The organism is Micromonospora sp. NPDC051006, assembly GCF_044456245.1.
GTDB lineage: Bacteria > Actinomycetota > Actinomycetes > Mycobacteriales > Micromonosporaceae > Micromonospora.
Genome location: NZ_JBITFP010000009.1, coordinates 1 through 17,352, shown reverse-complemented (window position 1 = coordinate 17,352; position 17,352 = coordinate 1). Strand labels below are relative to the sequence as shown.

Genomic DNA, 17,352 nt, shown 5'->3' with positions numbered 1-17,352 from the left:
CGTGAGCCAGCACGTCGCCGATCCGCCGGCCTCCGCGACCACCCGAGCAACGTCGCTGCTGCGGAGCCGGAATTTCCTGCTGCTGTGGAGCGGCCAGACGGTCAGCGAGCTGGGCACCCGGATCGCCGGCGTCGCGGTCCCGCTGCTGGCCGCCGACACCCTGCACGCCAGCGTCTTCCAGGTCTCGCTGCTCACCTTCCTGGCCTGGCTGCCGTACCTGGTGTTCTCCCTGCCGGCCGGGATCGTCGCGGACCGGGTGGACCAGCGCCGGCTGATGATCCTCTGTGACGTGGGCCGGGCCGCGCTGATGCTGGCGCTGCCGGTGGCCGCGCTGGTCGGTCAGCTCACCCTGGGCTTCCTGTACGCGGTGGTAGGGCTCTCCGGGGTGCTGACGGTCTTCTTCACCGTGGCGTACAAGAGCCTGCTGCCCCGGCTGGTGCCGGCGGCGCAACTGGTCGACGGCAACGCCAAGCTCATCATGAGCCAGGACGGCGCCGAGTTGGTCGGCCCGACGGTCAGCGGGGTGCTCATCGGGCTGGTCGGCGCGACCCGTACGTTCTTCAGCAACGGGCTGGCCTTCCTGCTCAGCGCGGTGACCCTGCTGCTGATCCGGGAGGCGGCCCCGGAGAACCCACCGGCACCCCGGGAGCGGGTGCCGCTGCGGGTGGAGATGACCGACGGGCTCGGCTTCATCCGCCGCCAACCGATCCTGGTGAAGATCCTGGCGTGCACCACCACCTCGAACTTCTTCGTGATGGCGTCCGCCTCGATCGAGGTCACCTTCATGCTGCGCGAACTGCACGCCTCACCGGTGCAGGTCGGCCTGGTCTTCTCGGTCAGCGCGGTCGGCGGCCTGATCGTCGGCGCGCTGGCCGCGCGGCTGTCCGCCTGGATCGGGTCGGCCCGGGTGATCTGGGTGGCGATGGCCGTGCCCGGCCCGTTCTACCTGCTGATGCCGCTGGCCCGCCCAGGATGGGGAGTGCTGCTCTACGGCGTCGGGTTGGCCGCTTTCTCCGCGAACGCGGTGCTGTTCAACGTGGCGTCGACGACCTACCGGCAACGGATCACCCCGCCGGCGATCCTGGGCCGGGTCAACGCGGCCTTCCTGTGGATCTGCTTCGGGGTGATCCCACTGGGCGCGCTGGTCGGTGGGGCGCTCGGCACGGCGCTGGGCCTGCGGACGGCACTCTGGATCTGCGTGCTCGGCACCTGGAGCGCCTGTCTCTTCGTGGTCTTCTCCCCGCTGCGCACCATGCGGGACATGGCCGAACCGGGCGCGTCGGCAGCGGTTTCGTCGTAGGGTCCGGGCAAGCTCGACCGGGACATCGACGCCGCGGAAGGGGCCGGGATGAGGAAGATCATCGTCCAGATGAGCGTCTCGCTGGATGGCTACTTCGAGGGGCCGGGCGGTGACATCAGCTGGCACCAGGTCGACGACGAGCTGCACGAGCACTTCAACGCCGAACTCCGCACGATGGGCGCCTTCCTCAACGGACGGACCACCTACGAGTTGATGGCCGCGTTCTGGCCGACGGCCGATCAGGAGCCGGCCAGCCCGGCCCCGGTGAAGGAGTTCGCCGCCATCTGGCGCGACATGCCGAAGATCGTCTACTCGCGCACGCTCGATCGGGCCGAGTGGAACGCCACCATCGTCCGGGAGGTCGACCCCGACGAGGTGCACCGGCTCAAGGCCCAGCCCGGCGGTGACCTGGCGCTCAGCGGCGCCGAGCTGCTGGCCACCTTCGCCCGGCACGACCTGATCGACGAATACCGGACCTACGTGCACCCGGTGCTGCTCGGCCGGGGCCGCCCGCTCTTTCCCATCCGGGACGAGCGGACGCAGCTGCGGCTGGCCGAGAGCCGGGTCTTCGGCAACGGCGTGGTGCTGCTCCGCCACGAGCGCGCGGTGGGCTGAGCAGGCCGCGACCTGATCCGGTCAGGCGACCCGCGCCGCCCGTCGACGTCACCCCATCCAGACCATCGCCTGCCCGTGCCCCCGGGTCCAGGCGAGCGGCGTCCCGTCCAGCGCGAGCACGTTGTGCGTCGCCTCGCCGGGCGACGCCGGCAGCGAGGCGTGGGGCAACACCTCCGGCGCCTCGTTCGCGAGCCAGTGGCCGGGCAGTGCGCGTACCAGCTCGACGAACGCCTCGCGCCGCGGCCGGTGCACCTGGTAGAGCACCGAGGTGTGGAACACCACCAGCGTCGCGTCGGCCGGCGCCTGAGCGGCCAGCGCCGGCAGGTCGTCCACCAGGTCACCACGGACCAGCCGTGGTGGATCGGCCGCGGCGACGGCGGCCGCGGCGCGTAGCCGGGCCCGGCGGTGGGTCTGCTCCGGCCAGATCAGGGCGTCCAGCCAGGCGATGTCGGCCGGGTCGGTCACGTCGAGCGGGTTCAGGTCCAGACCGGCCCGCCACACCACCTCGGGCCGCGCGGCCGGCACCGGCACCCCGACCGCGGCGCAGTCGAGCACCGGCTCGCCCGCGCCGACCTGGCGCTCGCCGTAGCGGTAGGCGTACCGGTCGGGGTAGAGGCAGAGCCCGGCGGACGCGCCGACCTCCAACAGCGCGAGCGGCTGCGGCAAGGCGGCGAGCACGGGCAGCAGCACGGCGCACCGCCCGGCCTCGTTCGTCTGGGTCGCCCGCACCCGCATCTGCGCCGCGATCGCCGGCCAGTTCGCCACCACGTGGTCATGGAAGGCGGCCGGGTCGTCGAGCGGGCCGCCGAGCAGCCGTACGACGCCGAAGAGCAGGTTCGGCTGCCGCTTGGCCGGCGGCAACTCGTCGAGCAGGTCCAGCAGCTCGCGGTCGCGGGACACCGCGAGCGACAGACGCTCGTACGACGGCGATACGCCCCGCGTCTCCCGGGTGCCGAACTCGACGTACGCATCGGCGGTCGTCATCCCCCGATCCTCGCAACCCACCCCGGCCGCTGTCCCAGGTCCGTGACGCAGCTCCCACCGGGCCCTGCGCAGTTCATCCGTCATTGCCGGGCCCGTCTCCCCGATCACGTCGGCTGCCTCCGGCACCTCGTAGAGTTCACCGCCGGCCGGGACGTCGAGCAGCAGCTCAGCCGGCGGCAGGGCACCGGAGGAGGAGCTGATCGTGCGGGGCGAGGGGATCCGGGTACTGATCGTCGGCGGTGGCGTCGCCGGGCTGGCCACTGTCGCCGCCCTGGAGAAGTGGGGCGCGACGGTGGACGTCGTCGAGCGCTCCACCGGGCCCGCCGACTCCGGCACCGGCATCTACCTGACCGGCAACGCGACCCGGATGCTGGGCGAGCTGGGCCTGCGAGAGGCGGTCACGGACGTCGCCGTGGAGATCACCCGGCAGCGCAGCGCCAACCAGCGTGGTCGCCGCCTCTTCGACATCGACGTCGCCGCCCTCTGGCAGGGCGTCGGGCCCTGCGTCTCGCTGCCCCGGGCGCGGCTGCACGAGGCGCTGCTCGCGGGCGTCGGGGACGTCCCGATCCGGTGGGGCCGCCAGCCGGTCGCGCTCGTCCAGGAGGGCGACCGGGTCGCGGTCGAGTTCGACGACAGCAGCACCGAACGCTACGACCTGGTGATCGGCGCGGACGGGGTCAACTCGACCATCCGCCGGCTCGCCTTCGACGGCCGGGCGGCGGCACGCCCCCTCGGCCAGTACGCCTACCGGTGGCTCGCCCCGCGGATCGACGCCGAGCCGGTCTGGTCGGTGCAGCTGGGGCGCGGCAAGCAGTTCCTGACGATCCCGATCAGCGCCGAGCAGACGTACTGCTACTACAACGACGGTCCGGTCGCCGACCGGCCGGGCTGGCGCGACGAGCTACGCGCGAGCTTCACCGAACCGGTCGCCACCATGCTCGACGCTCTCGACGCCGACCCGAGCACCCTGCACGCCGGGCCGAACCAGGAGGTCGTACTCGGCTCCTGGTCGCGGGGCTCGGTGCTGCTGGTCGGTGACGCCGCGCACGCCACCTCGCCGAACATGGCCCAGGGCGCGGCCATGGCCCTGGAGGACGCGCTGGTGCTGGCCGAGTCGCTGGCCGCCGCCGAGAGCCTCGCCGGGGCGCTGCGCGGGTACGAGGAGCGCCGCCGTGCGCGTACCGACTGGGTGCTCAGCCAGACCCATCGTCGGGACAAGGCCACCGGGCTGCCGCCGGTGCTGCGCGACGCGGTGCTGCGCCGCCTCGGCGAGAAGATGTTCCGGTCGAACTACGGCCCGCTCTTCGCCCAGCCCTGACCCCGGCGTGCCCGTCCGCCCTGGTGATACGGCATCATCGAGCTACCGGCGACTGGCGGCACAGGGATGGTGGAACCATCGGGGAGCCTCTCGCGGGCGTCGACCGCCTGGGCGCCCGCGCCGAGGAGCACCTACCCAGATGACCAGCGCATCCACCGAGATCACCACGTTGGGTCCGGCCCGGCTGCTGCCCGGCGCTCCCGTCGCCGAGGCCGTCCTGGCCGAGACCTCCGCCGCTGCCGCCCGCCTGGCCGGCCGCGGAATCATCCCGAGTCTGGCCACCATCCTCGTCGGTGACGACGACGCCAGCGCGCGCTACATCGGCATCAAGCAGCGCCAGGCCGCCGCCCTCGGGTTCGCCTCCCCGCACGAGCACCTGCCCGCCACCGCCACCCAGGCCGACCTGCACCGGGCCATCGCCCGCTTCAACGCGGACCCGGCCGTGCACGGGCTGCTCGTGCAGTACCCCGTGCCGGCGCACCTGGACTACGACGCGGCGTTGCAGACCATCGACCCGGACAAGGACGTCGACGGCATGCACCCGCTCAACATGGGCCGGCTCGCCGTCGGCGTGCCCGGCCCGCTGCCGTGCACCCCCGCCGGCATCGAAGCGCTGCTGGCGTACCACGACATCCCCGTCGCCGGCCGTGAGGTCGTCATCCTCGGCCGCGGCGCCACCCTCGGGCGGCCGCTGGCGATGCTGCTGTCGCAGAAGCGCCCGACCGCGAACGCGGCGGTCACCGTCGTACACACCGGCGTCCCCGACTGGCCGCGCTACACCCGCCGCGCCGACATCCTCGTCGCCGCCGCCGGCGTACCCGGCATCGTCCGACCCGAGCACGTCAAGCCCGGTTCCGTCGTCATCGGCGCGGGCGTCCGCTACGACGGGCGACGCCTCCTGCCCGACGTGGACGAGGCCTGCGCCGAGGTCGCCGGCGCCATCACCCCCCGGGTCGGCGGGGTCGGGCCGACCACCGTCGCGATGCTGTTCCGCAACGCCGTACGCGCCGCCGAGCGCGCCAACCAGTAAGCCGGGCGGTCGCTGTCGTTCGACCGCGTCGCAGCACGCTCCGGCTGGGACGCTGGTTGGCGGCCAGTGGCCGGAAACGCCGCGAGCGCGGCAGGTGGTCCCTGCCGCGCTCGCGGGTGATGCGGTGCGTACGTCAGCTGCAGCCGCTGGTGGAGCCGCAGCCCTCACAGACGTAGCAGCTGCCGGCCGGGCGCATCTTCGTACCGCAGGTGAAGCAGAGCGGCGCGTCGGCGGCCTTGCCGATCACGGCCTCCAGCAGTTCGGTGCTGGAACCGACCGACGGCGCCGGCTTGGCGGCGACGATGTCGACGGTCTCCTTGGCCGGCTGGGCGACCGGGCCGGTCTTCGGCTCCTCCGGCTTGGTCTCGACCGGAGCGGACGAGGCCATCGCGGTGAGCTCGGCACCGGTCACCGCGGCGCTCTCCGCCTCGGCCTCGGCCCGCAGCTGGGCGGCCCGCTCGCTGGCGGTGAAGATGCCCAGCTCCGCACGGCGCTCGTAGGGCAGGAAGTCCAGCGCCAGCCGACGGAAGATGTAGTCCATCACCGAGGCGGCCATCCGCACGTCCGGGTCATCGGTCATACCGGCCGGCTCGAAGCGCATGTTGGTGAACTTGCTGACGTACGTCTCCAGCGGAACGCCGTACTGGAGGCCGATCGAGATGGCCACCGAGAAGGCGTCCATCACCCCGGCGAGGGTGGAGCCCTGCTTGGACATCTTGAGGAAGACCTCGCCGAGGCCGTCGTCCGGGTAGGACGACGCGGTGAGGTAGCCCTCGGCGCCGCCGACGGAGAAGGAGACCGTCTCCGACGGGCGCTTCTTCGGCAGCCGCTTGCGCACCGGCCGGTACTCGACGACCTTCTCCACCGCGGCCGGGGCGGCCGGGGCGGCGGCCGGCTCGGTGGCCTTGTTGGACTTGGCCACCGAGAGCGGCTGGCCGACCTTGCAGTTGTCCCGGTAGATCGCCAGCGCCTTGAGGCCGAGCTTCCAGCCCTCGAAGTAGATCTTCTCGACGTCCTCGACGGTGGCCGCCTCGGGCATGTTGACCGTCTTGGAGATGGCGCCGGAGACGAACGGCTGGATCGCCGCCATCATCCGCACGTGGCCCATCGGGGCGATGGAGCGCTCACCCATCGCGCAGTCGAAGACCGGGTAGTGCTCCGGCTTGAGGCCGGGGGCGTCCACCACGTGGCCGTGGTCGGCGATGTGCTCGACGATCGCCTCGACCTGCTCCTCGGGGTAGCCGAGGCTGCGCAGCGCGCGCGGAACGGTCTGGTTGACGATCTGCATCGAGCCGCCACCGACCAGCTTCTTGAACTTGACCAGCGCCAGGTCCGGCTCCACGCCGGTCGTGTCGCAGTCCATCATGAAGCCGATGGTGCCGGTCGGCGCGAGGACGCTGGCCTGCGAGTTGCGCCAGCCGTTCTTGTCGCCGATCTTGTTGCCCTGGGTCCACTGCTTGGTCGCCTCGCGGACGATGGCGGTGGCCACCGTGCCGGCCGGCTTGATCTCGTCGTTGGCGGCGGCGTGCTTGCGCATGACCCGCTTGTGCGGCTCCGCGTTGCGGGCGTAGCCGTCGTACGGGCCGACGACGCCGGCCAGCTCGGCGGAGCGGCGGTAGGCGGTGCCGGTCATCAGCGAGGTGATCGCCGCGGCGACCGAGCGGCCCTGCTCCGAGTCGTACGGCATGCCGGAGGCCATCAGCAGGGCGCCGAGGTTGGCGTAGCCGATGCCGAGCTGCCGGTAGGCCCGGCTGGTCTCACCGATCTTCTCGGTCGGGAAGTCGGCGAAGCAGATCGAGATGTCCATCGCGGTGATGACGAACTCGACCGACTTGACGAACTTCTCCACCTCGAAGCTGCCGTCGGCGCGGAGGAACTTCATCAGGTTCAGCGAGGCCAGGTTGCACGAGGAGTTGTCCAGGTGCAGGTACTCCGAGCACGGGTTCGACGCGGTGATCCGCCCGGTCTCCGGGCAGGTGTGCCAGTCGTTGATCGTGTCGTCGTACTGCAGGCCGGGGTCGGCGCACTCCCAGGCGGCCTGGGAGATGGTGCGGAACAGCTTCTTGGCGTCGATGGTGTTGATCACCGAGCCGTCCAGCCGGCCGCGCAGGTCGAAGCCGCCGCCGTTCTCCACCGCCGTCATGAACTCGTCGGAGACCCGCACCGAGTTGTTGGCGTTCTGGTACTGCACGCTGACGATGTCGGAGCCGCCGAGGTCCATGTCGAACCCGGCGTCACGCAGGGCGCGGATCTTGTCCTCTTCGCGCGCCTTGGTGACCACGAACTCCTCGATGTCCGGGTGGTCCACGTCGAGGATGACCATCTTGGCCGCCCGCCGGGTGGCGCCACCGGACTTGATGGTGCCGGCCGAGGCGTCGGCGCCACGCATGAAGCTCACCGGGCCGGAGGCGGTGCCGCCGGAGGAGAGCAGCTCCTTGGAGGAACGGATCCGGGACAGGTTGACCCCGGAGCCGGAGCCGCCCTTGAAGATCAGCCCCTCCTCCTTGTACCAGTCGAGGATCGAGTCCATCGAGTCGTCGACCGCGAGGATGAAGCACGCGCTGACCTGCTGCGGCGACGGCGTGCCCACGTTGAACCAGACCGGCGAGTTGAAGCTGAACACCTGGTTGAGCAGCATCCAGGTCAGCTCGTGGGCGAAGACCTCGGCGTCCGCCGGGTTGGCGAAGTAGCCGTACTCCTCACCGGCGGTCCGGTAGGTGGTGACCACCCGGTCGATCAGCTGCTTGAGCGACCACTCCCGCTCCGGGGTCCCCACCGCACCCCGGAAGTACTTGGTGGTCACGATGTTCGCCGCGTTGACGCTCCACGACTCGGGGAACTCCACCCCGCGCTGCTCGAAGTTGATCGAGCCGTCCCGCCAGTTCGTCATGACGACGTCCCGGCGCTCCCAGCTGACCTCGTCGTACGGGTGGACCCCCTCCGTCGTCCAGACCCGCTCGATCTTGAGGCCCGCGCCAGCCTTGCTCCGTGACCTGCTCGCTGTCACACCATCCCCCGGCATCTCATCCGCCCCCTCGTCCACACGGCCGACGGCCGCGCGATCCGACTGTCAGTAACTCGCAAAAATTCAGCTGGTACGGCCGGCGGCCTCGACCGCGTCGGCCCCGTTGCTTCCCCGAGCGCGGGCCGCGGCCCGCAGCGTCTCGATCTCGCGCTCGAAGTCGGCGAGCGAGTCGAAGGACCGGTAGACACTGGCGAACCGCAGGTAGGCAATCTCGTCCAGGTCACGCAGCGGGCCCAGGATCGCCAGCCCCACCTCGTGGCTGGGGATCTCGGCGGCGCCCTTGGCCCGCACGGTCTCCTCGACGCGCTGTGCGAGCAGCGCGAGCGAGTCGTCGTCCACCGGCCGGCCCTGGCACGCCTTGCGCACCCCGCCGATGATCTTCGTCCGGCTGAACGGCTCGGTCACCCCGCTGCGCTTGACCACCGCAAGGACGGCCTCCTCCACCGTGGTGAACCGCTTGCCGCACTCCGGGCAGGACCGTCGCCGCCGGATGAGCTGGCCGTCGTCGGCCTCCCGCGAGTCGACCACCCGGGAGTCGGCGTGCCGGCAGTACGGACACCGCATCGCTGACCTCCTTGATCGACCGCTGCCGCACCAGGCACTCCCGGACACCATCGGCCACGGCGGCGCCATCGTTCGGATGGCCGCCCGCCGTGCGACTGTACGGGAGTGCGGTCGGTAGTCGGACCCAACCTATAGGCAACTTACGCCCATGTGACTACTACATCTAGGGGTCGACCGTATGTCGCCGACGGACCCGGGTCAAGTTGGCCGGCGTGTCCGGCGCGTCACCCGGCACCTCGGCCGATCCGCCCCGCCCAACCCGGCCGCGCCTCGGTGACCGACCCGCCGGGAAGCCCAACGGGCGGACCCACTCGGAGTTACCGTCCGGCCGGTCGAGCCCACCCGACCGTCCGGCGGAGCGGCCGATCGGAGCGGCGAAGCTTCGAACACACGTACCAACCGACGTACCATCTACCAGAACAGGCGTACGAGGGGAATGGTTTTCGCCGCGACACGCCGGTGAGACGTCGTACAGATGTTTGAAAATGACCGATCTCACCTATACGGTCAAGAACAACCGGTCGCGGCGGATCTCACCGCACCGGCCACCGCACCATCCCGCAGCGCACCATCATGCACAACCGCACCGCCGCACGCACCACGAGCCGCCAAGGCACCCAGCGCCGACCAGGGAGGACGGACGTGACCGAGGACCGGGCCAGCCGGCCGAAGAACCCGCAGCAGATCGCCGAGGCGGGTCCACCGGCCACTCGGCGCAGGAGCGCCGCGCGCAGCCGGACGGGCCAGCCCGCCGTGCGCCCGGTCACTCCGGTGGTCAGCGCCTTCCCCGACCCCGCGTCGGTCGACCTGACCGCCCGGCAGCGGCGGATCCTGGAGTTCATTCGCACCTGGGTGGAGCGCCACGGCTACCCGCCGAGCGTCCGGGAGATCGGCGAGGCGGTCGGCCTGGTCTCGCCGTCCAGCGTCGCCTACCAGCTCAAGGAGCTGGAGAAGAAGGGCTTCCTGCGGCGTGACCCCAACCGTCCCCGGGCGGTCGACGTCCGCGCCCCCAGCGACGTCGTCGACGACGAGCTGACCCGCGCCCAGCGTCCGGCCCCGGCCTACGTGCCGATGCTGGGCCGGATCGCCGCCGGTGGGCCGATCCTCGCCGAGCAGGCGGTGGAGGACATCTTCCCGCTGCCCCGGGAGCTGGTCGGCGAGGGCGAGGTCTTCATGCTCCAGGTCAAGGGCGACTCGATGCTCGACGCGGCGATCTGCGACGGCGACTGGGTGGTCGTCCGCCAGCAGCCGACCGCGGAGGCCGGCGACATCGTGGCCGCCATGCTCGACGGTGAGGCGACCGTCAAGACCTACCGCCGTCGCGACGGGCACGTTTGGCTGATGCCGCAGAACCCGGCCTTCGACCCGATCCCCGGCGACGACGCCACCATCATGGGCCGGGTCGTCGCGGTACTGCGCCGGATCTGACGCCGCCCCGGGTGACCGCCGAGCAGGCGGTCACCCGGGCCATGCCGTCCAGTGGGCGGGCGAGGCTCAGTAACGGTCGCCGCGGTAGGCGCGACCCCCGCCACCGGGGTACTGGTCGTAGGGATCCCCGTCGTCGCGCCGGCGTCCACCGCGCTGACCCCGGTAGTCGGGATCGGGCCCACCACGCCGGGGCGGCTCCGCGCGACCGCCGCCGTAGCCGCCGCCTCGGGCCGGCTGGCCGCCGTACACACCGTTGCCGGGACGCCCGCCAGCGGGCGGGCGGCCCCCGCCGGAACCCCCACCGCCGTAGACGCCGCCACCGCCACCACCGCCGGCCGGACGGGCACCGCCGTAGACGCCGCCTGAGCCGCCGGCCGGTCGACCACCGCCACCCGAGCCGCCAGGTCGACCACCGCCGTAGACGCCACCGCCGGCCGGCTCCGCAGGGCCGCGGCCCGGCCCGCCGCCGTAGACCCCGCCGCCCGCGGGGGCGCCGCCGTAGACCCCGCCACGGACGCCCCGGTCGTCGTCCGCCCGGCCACCGGGCAGGTCGTCGTCGCGCTCCGAACCAGCGGGTCCCTCGTCGGGGGCTGGCTTGCGCCGGGCCCGCAGGATGCCGACGATGCCGGCGCCGACCAGCAGCGCGCCGACCGCGCCGACGGCGGCGATCAGATAGGTGAGATCGGTCAGGCTGAGGCTGCTGAACCAGGACGGGCCGGCAGCCGACTTGGCGGCCGCCTCGTCGGAGACCGGCACCGCGCCGGTGGTGGAGGGGGTGTAGCTGAGGATGTCGACCGGGTCTTCCTCGGTGAACTGCCCGCCGTCGGAGACGGTGAGGAAGGTCTTCCCGTCGGTCGAGTAGCTGATCGCCTCGCCGAACGGGTCGGTCAGCGGTGTCACCCGGGGCTTGCCGGTGGTGAGTGCCCCGACGATGTCACCGCCGGCGACGTCGTACTCGAAGGCGTCGGCGTAGGTCCGCAGCACGACCTTGCTGCCGTCGGGCGACCGGGTGGCCCCGGTGATCGCCACCCGGCCGAAGGTGTTGAGCGGGTTCTCCGTCTGCGTCTTGGGCAGCGTGATCTCGCCGACCTTCGCCATCGGCACCGGGTCGGTGTCGCCGTTCTTGAGCGCGGCCGACGGACGGTAGATCTCGGCCTTGCCGGAGGTCACCTTCGTGATGACCAGCGGCTTGTTGTCATCGCCGATCAGCAGCGCCTCGGCGTCGTGCGGCTTGCCCTCCGGGTAGGAGAGGCGGTGCAGCACCGGCCGCTTGGTGCCGGCGACCGGCATGGTCCAGACCGCCACCCGCTCGCGGCGGGTCTTCGACGTGACGTTGTCACCGGTGTCGGCGATCCAGAGCGTCTTGGCGTCCGGAGAGAGCGCCAGGTCCTCGGTGTCGAACGGGCCCCCGCCGGAGTAGCTGACCGGGTCCTTCGAGATCTTGCACTTGGTGTCGAGGTAGAAGACCCGCTTGCGGGCCTCGATCTCGGTGCCGTCGTTGATGACGATGTAGCCGCTCTTCGTCGCCACCAGACCGGAGAGCTCACGCAGTCGCTCGTCGGCGATCGTGCACCGCTTCTTGCCCGGTACGGGCTCGGGGGCGGGGGCGGCCGGGGCGGGTGCCGCCAGTGCGGCTCCGGTGAACGCCACGGTCGCCCCGAGCATTCCGAGGGCGACCGTGACCGAGGAAACAGCGCGGCGCATTGCGCCAGTGTCGCATGTCCCAGGTTTCCAGCGGGTGACGCCGGTACGGCTCACGCCCCGGCCGGGACCGCGCGGCCCTCCTCGTACGGAGCCAGCTCGGCGGCGAGCGCCTCGTTGACCCGCACGTGCAGCCGGGTGCCCTCGGGCAGGTGCGAGGTGCTGAGCACCTCGCCGTGCCGGTGCACCCGGGCCACCAGGTCGCCGCGGTCGTAGGGCAGTACCGCCCGGACCTCCACCGCCGGCTGCGGCAACCGCGCCTCGACGGCGGCCCGCAGGTCGTCCATGCCGCGCCCGGAACGGGCCGAGGCGAAGATCGCGTCCGGCCAGAGCCGCTTCAACCGCAGCAGGGTCTCCTCGTCGGCCGCGTCGGTCTTGTTGACCACCAGCAGCTCGGGCAGCCGGTCGGCGCCCACCTCGGCGAGCACCTCGTGCACCGCCCGGACCTGCTCCTCCGGATCCGGGTGGGTGCCGTCGACCACGTGCACCACCAGGTCGGCCTCGGCGACCTCCTCCAGCGTCGAGCGGAACGCCTCGACGATCTGGTGCGGCAGATGCCGGACGAACCCGACCGTGTCGGAGAGGGTGTAGAGCCGCCCGTCGGCCGCGGTGGCCCGGCGGGTGGTCGGGTCGAGGGTGGCGAAGAGCGCGTTCTCGACCAGCACGCCCGCGCCGGTCAGCCGGTTGAGCAGGCTGGACTTGCCGGCGTTGGTGTAGCCGGCGATGGCCACCGCGGGGATCGCGTTACGGGAGCGACGGGAGCGCTTCGTCTGGCGTACCGTCCGCATGCCCTTGATCTCGCGGCGCAGCCGGGAGATGCGGGTGCGGATCCGGCGCCGGTCGGTCTCCAGCTTGGTCTCACCGGGACCACGCAGACCCACGCCACCGCCAGCGCCGCCGCCGCGGGCGCTACCACCGGTCTGGCGGGACAGCGTCTCACCCCAACCGCGCAGCCGGGGCAGCAGGTATTCGAGCTGGGCCAGCTCGACCTGCGCCTTACCTTCCTTGCTCTTGGCGTGCTGGGCGAAGATGTCGAGAATCAGCGCGGTCCGGTCGACGACCTTGACCTTGGTGCGCTGCTCCAGGTTGCGCAGCTGGGACGGGGAGAGCTCACCGTCACAGATGACCGTGTCGGCACCGGTGGCGAGCACCACCGAGCCCAGGTCGTCGACCTTGCCGCGACCGATGTAGGTGGCCGGGTCGGGTCGGTTGCGCCGCTGGATGAGCCCCTCGAGCACCTGGGAGCCGGCGGTCTCGGCCAGCGCGGCCAGCTCGACGAGCGAGTTCTCGGCGTCGCGCTGGCTGCCGTCGGTCCAGACGCCGACGAGCACCACCCGCTCCAGCCGGAGCTGGCGGTATTCCACCTCGGTGACGTCGGTGAGCTCGGTGGAGAGGCCGGGGACCCGACGCAGCGCCTGCCGCTCCGACAGCTCGAACTCGCCGGTGGTGGCGTCGAGCTCCTCGTCCTCGAAGGGAGCGACGACGGTGTCCTGGTCTCGCAAGCTGTTCTCCTGTCCGTTCTGCCGGGTACTGAGCAATCCTGACATGTAGCAACGCCCGACGCACCTGCTATATGCCCGTGGCCGTACCCACCGGTAGCGGGGTCGGATGCCGGCCGAGCTGGGCATGCGGGTAGAAATGCGAGTCGAGCCGCTCAGCGCTGACGGAGGGAACACTGTGGCCATCACCCGCTTGCCGAGTGCCGGATTCTCCATCACGATCCGGATCGCCGTACCGGCGGACGCCTCGTCGATCGGGCGGTTGACCACCTCCGTCGGGGAGGCCGGCGCGATCGTGACCGCGCTGGACGTGGTCGACTCCGACCCGACGCACGTGCTCGTCGACCTCACCTGCGACACCGCCGACGCCGGGCACGCCGACCAGGTCGTCGAGGCGCTGACCGCGCTCGACGGCGTGGACGTGCGCAAGGTCTCCGACCGGACCTTCCTGCTGCACCTGGGCGGCAAGATCGAGGTCACCCCGAAGGTCGCGCTGCGCACCCGAGACGAGCTGTCCCGGGCGTACACCCCCGGCGTGGCCCGGGTCTGCATGGCGATCGCGGAGAACCCCGCGGACGCCCGGCGGCTGACCATCAAGCGCAACACCGTGGCCGTGGTCAGCGACGGCTCGGCCGTGCTGGGCCTGGGCAACCTCGGGCCGGCCGCGTCGCTGCCGGTAATGGAGGGCAAGGCCGCGCTGTTCAAGCGCTTCGGCGGGGTGGACGCCTGGCCGGTGGTGCTCGACACCCAGGACACCGACGAGATCGTCGCCATCGTCAAGGCGATCGCACCGGCGTACGGCGGGATCAACCTGGAGGACATCGCCGCGCCGCGGTGCTTCGAGATCGAGGCCCGGCTGCGCGAGGCCCTGGACATCCCGGTCTTCCACGACGACCAGCACGGCACCGCGATCTGCGTGCTGGCCGCGCTGACCAACGCGCTGCGGGTGGTGGGCAAGCAGCTCGCGGACGTCCGGGTGGTCGTCTCGGGCGCGGGCGCGGCCGGCACCGCGATCATGAAGCTGCTGCTGCGCCAGGGCGTCGGCGACATCATCGCGTACGACCGGCAGGGCGCCCTGCACCGCGGGCTCACCGACCTGAACCCGGCCTGGCAGTGGCTCGCCGACAACACCAACAGGGAGAACTACTCCGGCGACCTGCCCGGGGCGATCGACGGCGCGGACGTCTTCATCGGGGTGAGCGCGCCGAACCTGCTCACCGGTGACGACATCGCCAGGATGGCCAAGGACGCGATCGTGTTCGCGCTGGCCAACCCGGACCCGGAGGTCGACCCGCGCGAGGCGCGCAAGTACGCCGCGGTCGTCGCCACCGGCCGGTCGGACCAGCCCAACCAGATCAACAACGTGCTGGCCTTCCCGGGTGTGTTCCGCGGCATGCTGGACGCGCACGCCGAGGAGTTCACCGAGGAGATGGCGATCGCCGCCGCCCGGGCCATCGCCGACGTGGTCGGCGAGGAGAAGATCAACCCCACGGTGATCGTGCCCAGCGTCTTCGACTCCCGGGTCGCCCCGGCGGTGGCGGCAGCGGTCCGCGCCGCCGCCAACAACCCGTCTCCGGTGCCCGCCGCCGACCCCGGCCCCGCCGACCTCCCCGAGATCGCCGCCGGAGCCTCCGCGACCCCCTGACCGTTCCGGCATCACAGCCGCCCGGCGTTCCCGCCGGGCGGCACGGATCCGCCCGGCACCTCCGCCGGGTGGCGCCGTCCCCCGGCTGGCAGGGTCCGCCCGGCATCTCCTCTGGGACGCACGGCCCGTCCGGCGCCTGCCACTGGAAGACGCAAGCCACCCGGCACCGCCCCGGAGGGGGCGGCCGTCACACGCTTTGCTCTGCTTCAGCCACGGCAACACCCGGTGTCCGGATGGCGGACGCCGGGTGTTTCCTCTGCTTCAGCAGAGCAAAGGCTGCGGAGAGGGTGACGCCGCGCCGCCGGCTGACGGGCGTGGCACCGCCATGTCGGCGACATCGCGGTGTGCGGCGCGCCGGGATACCGCCAGGTCGGCGTAAACGGAGTTGATCATCCACGGCGCGGCCGGGTCAGGCAGGGAGAGCGGCCGGGTCAGGCAGGGAAGCTGCCGGGTCAGGCAGGGAAGGCTGCCGGATGCTCCTATGGACGTCAAGCGGTGCTGAGGGCGGTGAAGTCGGCCATGAGCGCGGTGTGGACCTCGCGGACGATGTATCGCTTGAGTTCCCTGAGTCAAGTCGTTGTGGCGAAGGGCTGGGCGGCGCGGTGCTGCGCGGGGTTGTAAGGCGTGTTGGTGTGCCAGCAGGCCCAGATGACGCGCAGCCAGGCGCGGGCGACGATGCGGATGGCGTGTGGGTTGCGTTTGCCGCGTGCTCGAGCGTCGGCGTAGAGCTTGGCGGCCCAGGGTGATTGCAGGCGGGCGTTGTGCGCGAAGGCTGTGATGGCGGTGCGGGCGCGGGTGTTGGCTGCCCAGCGAAAGTAGACCCCGCGGACCTTGCCGGATGCTTTGGTGACGGGGGTGGTGCCGCATTCGGCGGCGGCCTGTTCGGCGGTCTCGACGCGCATGAGGATCGGTCCGACCTCGGCGAGTAGTTGTGCCAGGTTGATCTGACCAACGCCGGGCAGAGCGGCGAGGAGCTGGGCTCGTGGGTGCACTGCGATGAGTTCCTTGATCAGCTTCTCCAAGTGGGCGATGGTGGCCTGCAGAGCGCGCAGCAGCTGGACCTGGGCGTGGATCATTGCGGCGAGGGTGGTTGCGGGCAGTGCTGCTGGGGTTGTTGGTGCGTTGCGCAGCCGCTGCAGCAGTTCGTCGGCCTTCTTGCCGCCGCGGTAGGAGTTGCGGCGCAAGAAGGCGCTCATCCGGGTTCCGCCCAGGCGCCGGGCGGCCTCAGGCGTGGGGTAGTCGGTGAGGAATGCCAACGCGATGGGAGAGGCCAGGGATTGGAAGAGTTTGCGGGGTCCAGGCCAGTGTGCGTCCAGCAGTGCAGCGAGCTGGTTCGTGGCCGCGGTGCGGGCGCGGACGTGGTCTTCGCGTAGCCGAGTCAGGCTTTGCAGTTCGCTCAGGCCCTGGTCGGTCGGTTGCAGCCGGCGCAGGCGATGGCCGTCGGTGCGTAAGTAGTCGGCGAGTTTGTAGCTGTCGCCGGGGTCGGACTTGGCGCCGGAAGCGCCCCAGCGGGGACGTGCAGCGTGGAACGCGGTGGGATGCACGGGGAAGACCGGATGTCCTGCTGCGAGCAGCCGATCGACGACGAGCCCGTCAGGGCGCTCGATGATCACCGGCAGTTCGGCGGGATTGCCGAGGCGAGCGAGCCGGCCGAGTGCTGCGGCCAGGGCCTGCTCGGTGTGCGGCAGCGCCCACCGATCAACGATTGCGCCTTTTCGGTCGAGCACGGTGATGTCGTGGGTAGTGCTGGCCCAGTCCCAGCCGATGAACATCGGTGCGTCCTTCGTCCTCCCGCGGTTGGCTCCGATGACGAGGCCCCGCCGTGCCGGATTCTCATTGTTCGGCCCTCGCTGGGGCATGTCCCTAGACGCCGGTCCGGAGGCCTCGGTGTGTCAGGGGCGGCCGAACTCAAACTGGCCGTCAAGCGGCGCGGCAACGAAGCCGTCCCCCGACACTCACCGAGGAGCCACGACCCCTTGGTAGATCGCGGACCGATACTCCCCCAATGAGGCAGCGCATGATGTCTGTCTTGGCGAGGCCTTGTTTGGTGCGTCGTTGCACGTAGTCGCGGGTGCGGGGGTCGTAGCGCATGCGGGTTAGCGCGATGGTGTAGAGGGCGTTGTTGGCGGCTCGGTCGCCGCCGCGGTGGAGGCGGTGGCGGTCGGTGCGTCCGGAGCTTGCGGGGATCGGGGCGGCGCCGCAGAGGTGGGCAAGGGCGGCTTCGGAGCGCAGCCGGTCGGGGT

At 71.5% G+C, this 17,352-nt stretch carries 13 protein-coding genes and 1 riboswitch; of the genes, 6 read left to right on the top strand and 7 right to left on the bottom strand.

The window, feature by feature from the left end:
* The first annotated feature begins 1 nt into the window (after window position 1).
* Complete coding sequence (locus ACIBBA_RS16350; RefSeq protein ID WP_396697954.1) at window positions 2-1,300, top strand: MFS transporter; 1,299 nt, start codon at window positions 2-4, stop codon at window positions 1,298-1,300.
* Between the two features lie 48 nt (window positions 1,301-1,348).
* On the top strand, window positions 1,349-1,915 hold the full coding sequence (locus ACIBBA_RS16345; protein ID WP_396697952.1) for a dihydrofolate reductase family protein: 567 nt from the start codon (window positions 1,349-1,351) through the stop codon (window positions 1,913-1,915).
* Between the two features lie 48 nt (window positions 1,916-1,963).
* Here the strand turns inward: ACIBBA_RS16345 and ACIBBA_RS16340 are convergent, their stop codons facing one another.
* Window positions 1,964-2,899: a DUF2332 domain-containing protein gene (locus tag ACIBBA_RS16340; RefSeq protein WP_396697950.1), complete on the bottom strand. Its 936-nt coding sequence runs from the start codon at window positions 2,897-2,899 to the stop codon at window positions 1,964-1,966.
* Between the two features lie 202 nt (window positions 2,900-3,101).
* Between ACIBBA_RS16340 and ACIBBA_RS16335 the strand changes: the two genes are divergently transcribed.
* Both ACIBBA_RS16335 and ACIBBA_RS16330 read left to right on the top strand, forming a co-directional pair.
* Entirely contained in the window at window positions 3,102-4,217 is a 1,116-nt protein-coding gene (locus ACIBBA_RS16335) for an FAD-dependent monooxygenase (RefSeq protein ID WP_396697948.1), read from the top strand.
* A gap of 38 nt (window positions 4,218-4,255) precedes the next feature.
* A riboswitch (ZMP/ZTP riboswitch) is annotated at window positions 4,256-4,337 on the top strand.
* 19 nt (window positions 4,338-4,356) lie between these two features.
* Window positions 4,357-5,247 carry a bifunctional 5,10-methylenetetrahydrofolate dehydrogenase/5,10-methenyltetrahydrofolate cyclohydrolase gene (locus tag ACIBBA_RS16330; RefSeq protein ID WP_396697946.1) on the top strand — a complete coding sequence of 297 codons (891 nt, stop codon included), beginning with the start codon at window positions 4,357-4,359 and terminating at the stop codon, window positions 5,245-5,247.
* A gap of 133 nt (window positions 5,248-5,380) precedes the next feature.
* Here ACIBBA_RS16330 and ACIBBA_RS16325 read toward each other — a convergent pair whose 3' ends face one another.
* Together ACIBBA_RS16325 and nrdR are read right to left on the bottom strand one after the other, a co-directional pair.
* On the bottom strand, window positions 5,381-8,269 hold the full coding sequence (locus tag ACIBBA_RS16325) for a vitamin B12-dependent ribonucleotide reductase (RefSeq protein ID WP_396697944.1): 2,889 nt from the start codon (window positions 8,267-8,269) through the stop codon (window positions 5,381-5,383).
* Window positions 8,270-8,335: 66 nt separating this feature from the next.
* Complete coding sequence (nrdR, locus tag ACIBBA_RS16320) at window positions 8,336-8,836, bottom strand: transcriptional regulator NrdR (RefSeq protein ID WP_396697942.1); 501 nt, start codon at window positions 8,834-8,836, stop codon at window positions 8,336-8,338.
* Between the two features lie 642 nt (window positions 8,837-9,478).
* Here nrdR and lexA point away from each other — a divergent pair.
* Window positions 9,479-10,264, top strand: a complete 786-nt coding sequence (gene lexA, locus ACIBBA_RS16315) for a transcriptional repressor LexA (protein ID WP_396697940.1) — start codon at window positions 9,479-9,481, stop codon at window positions 10,262-10,264.
* 66 nt (window positions 10,265-10,330) lie between these two features.
* On the opposite strand, the gene ACIBBA_RS16310 is transcribed toward lexA, so the two are convergent.
* Together ACIBBA_RS16310 and hflX are read right to left on the bottom strand one after the other, a co-directional pair.
* A complete protein-coding gene (locus tag ACIBBA_RS16310; protein WP_396697938.1) occupies window positions 10,331-11,968 on the bottom strand; it encodes a hypothetical protein in 1,638 nt (545 codons plus the stop codon).
* 50 nt (window positions 11,969-12,018) lie between these two features.
* The gene (hflX, locus tag ACIBBA_RS16305; RefSeq protein WP_396697936.1) at window positions 12,019-13,512 is read right to left on the bottom strand and encodes a GTPase HflX; all 1,494 of its coding nucleotides are present in this window, start codon (window positions 13,510-13,512) and stop codon (window positions 12,019-12,021) included.
* 130 nt (window positions 13,513-13,642) lie between these two features.
* Here hflX and ACIBBA_RS16300 point away from each other — a divergent pair, with 130 nt between their 5' ends.
* Window positions 13,643-15,109 carry an NAD-dependent malic enzyme gene (locus ACIBBA_RS16300; protein ID WP_396697934.1) on the top strand — a complete coding sequence of 489 codons (1,467 nt, stop codon included), beginning with the start codon at window positions 13,643-13,645 and terminating at the stop codon, window positions 15,107-15,109.
* Window positions 15,110-15,678: 569 nt separating this feature from the next.
* Here ACIBBA_RS16300 and ACIBBA_RS16295 read toward each other — a convergent pair.
* Window positions 15,679-16,881 carry an IS110 family transposase gene (locus tag ACIBBA_RS16295; protein ID WP_396697932.1) on the bottom strand — a complete coding sequence of 401 codons (1,203 nt, stop codon included), beginning with the start codon at window positions 16,879-16,881 and terminating at the stop codon, window positions 15,679-15,681.
* A 148-nt stretch (window positions 16,882-17,029) separates the two neighbouring features.
* The coding region (locus ACIBBA_RS16290; protein ID WP_396697930.1) for a transposase at window positions 17,030-17,352 on the bottom strand (323 nt) is incomplete at its 5' end.

What these genes read in the sequence shown, in the direction of transcription:
- ACIBBA_RS16345 (WP_396697952.1), top strand. Translation starts at nt 1,349, where the DNA reads ATGAGGAAGATCATCGTCCAGATGAGCGTCTCGCTGGATGGCTACTTC.
- ACIBBA_RS16340 (WP_396697950.1), bottom strand. Translation starts at nt 2,899, where the DNA reads ATGACGACCGCCGATGCGTACGTCGAGTTCGGCACCCGGGAGACGCGG.
- ACIBBA_RS16330 (WP_396697946.1), top strand. Translation starts at nt 4,357, where the DNA reads ATGACCAGCGCATCCACCGAGATCACCACGTTGGGTCCGGCCCGGCTG.
- ACIBBA_RS16325 (WP_396697944.1), bottom strand. Translation starts at nt 8,269, where the DNA reads ATGCCGGGGGATGGTGTGACAGCGAGCAGGTCACGGAGCAAGGCTGGC.
- nrdR (WP_396697942.1), bottom strand. Translation starts at nt 8,836, where the DNA reads ATGCGGTGTCCGTACTGCCGGCACGCCGACTCCCGGGTGGTCGACTCG.
- ACIBBA_RS16310 (WP_396697938.1), bottom strand. Translation starts at nt 11,968, where the DNA reads ATGCGCCGCGCTGTTTCCTCGGTCACGGTCGCCCTCGGAATGCTCGGG.
- hflX (WP_396697936.1), bottom strand. Translation starts at nt 13,512, where the DNA reads ATGTCAGGATTGCTCAGTACCCGGCAGAACGGACAGGAGAACAGCTTG.
- ACIBBA_RS16295 (WP_396697932.1), bottom strand. Translation starts at nt 16,881, where the DNA reads ATGTTCATCGGCTGGGACTGGGCCAGCACTACCCACGACATCACCGTG.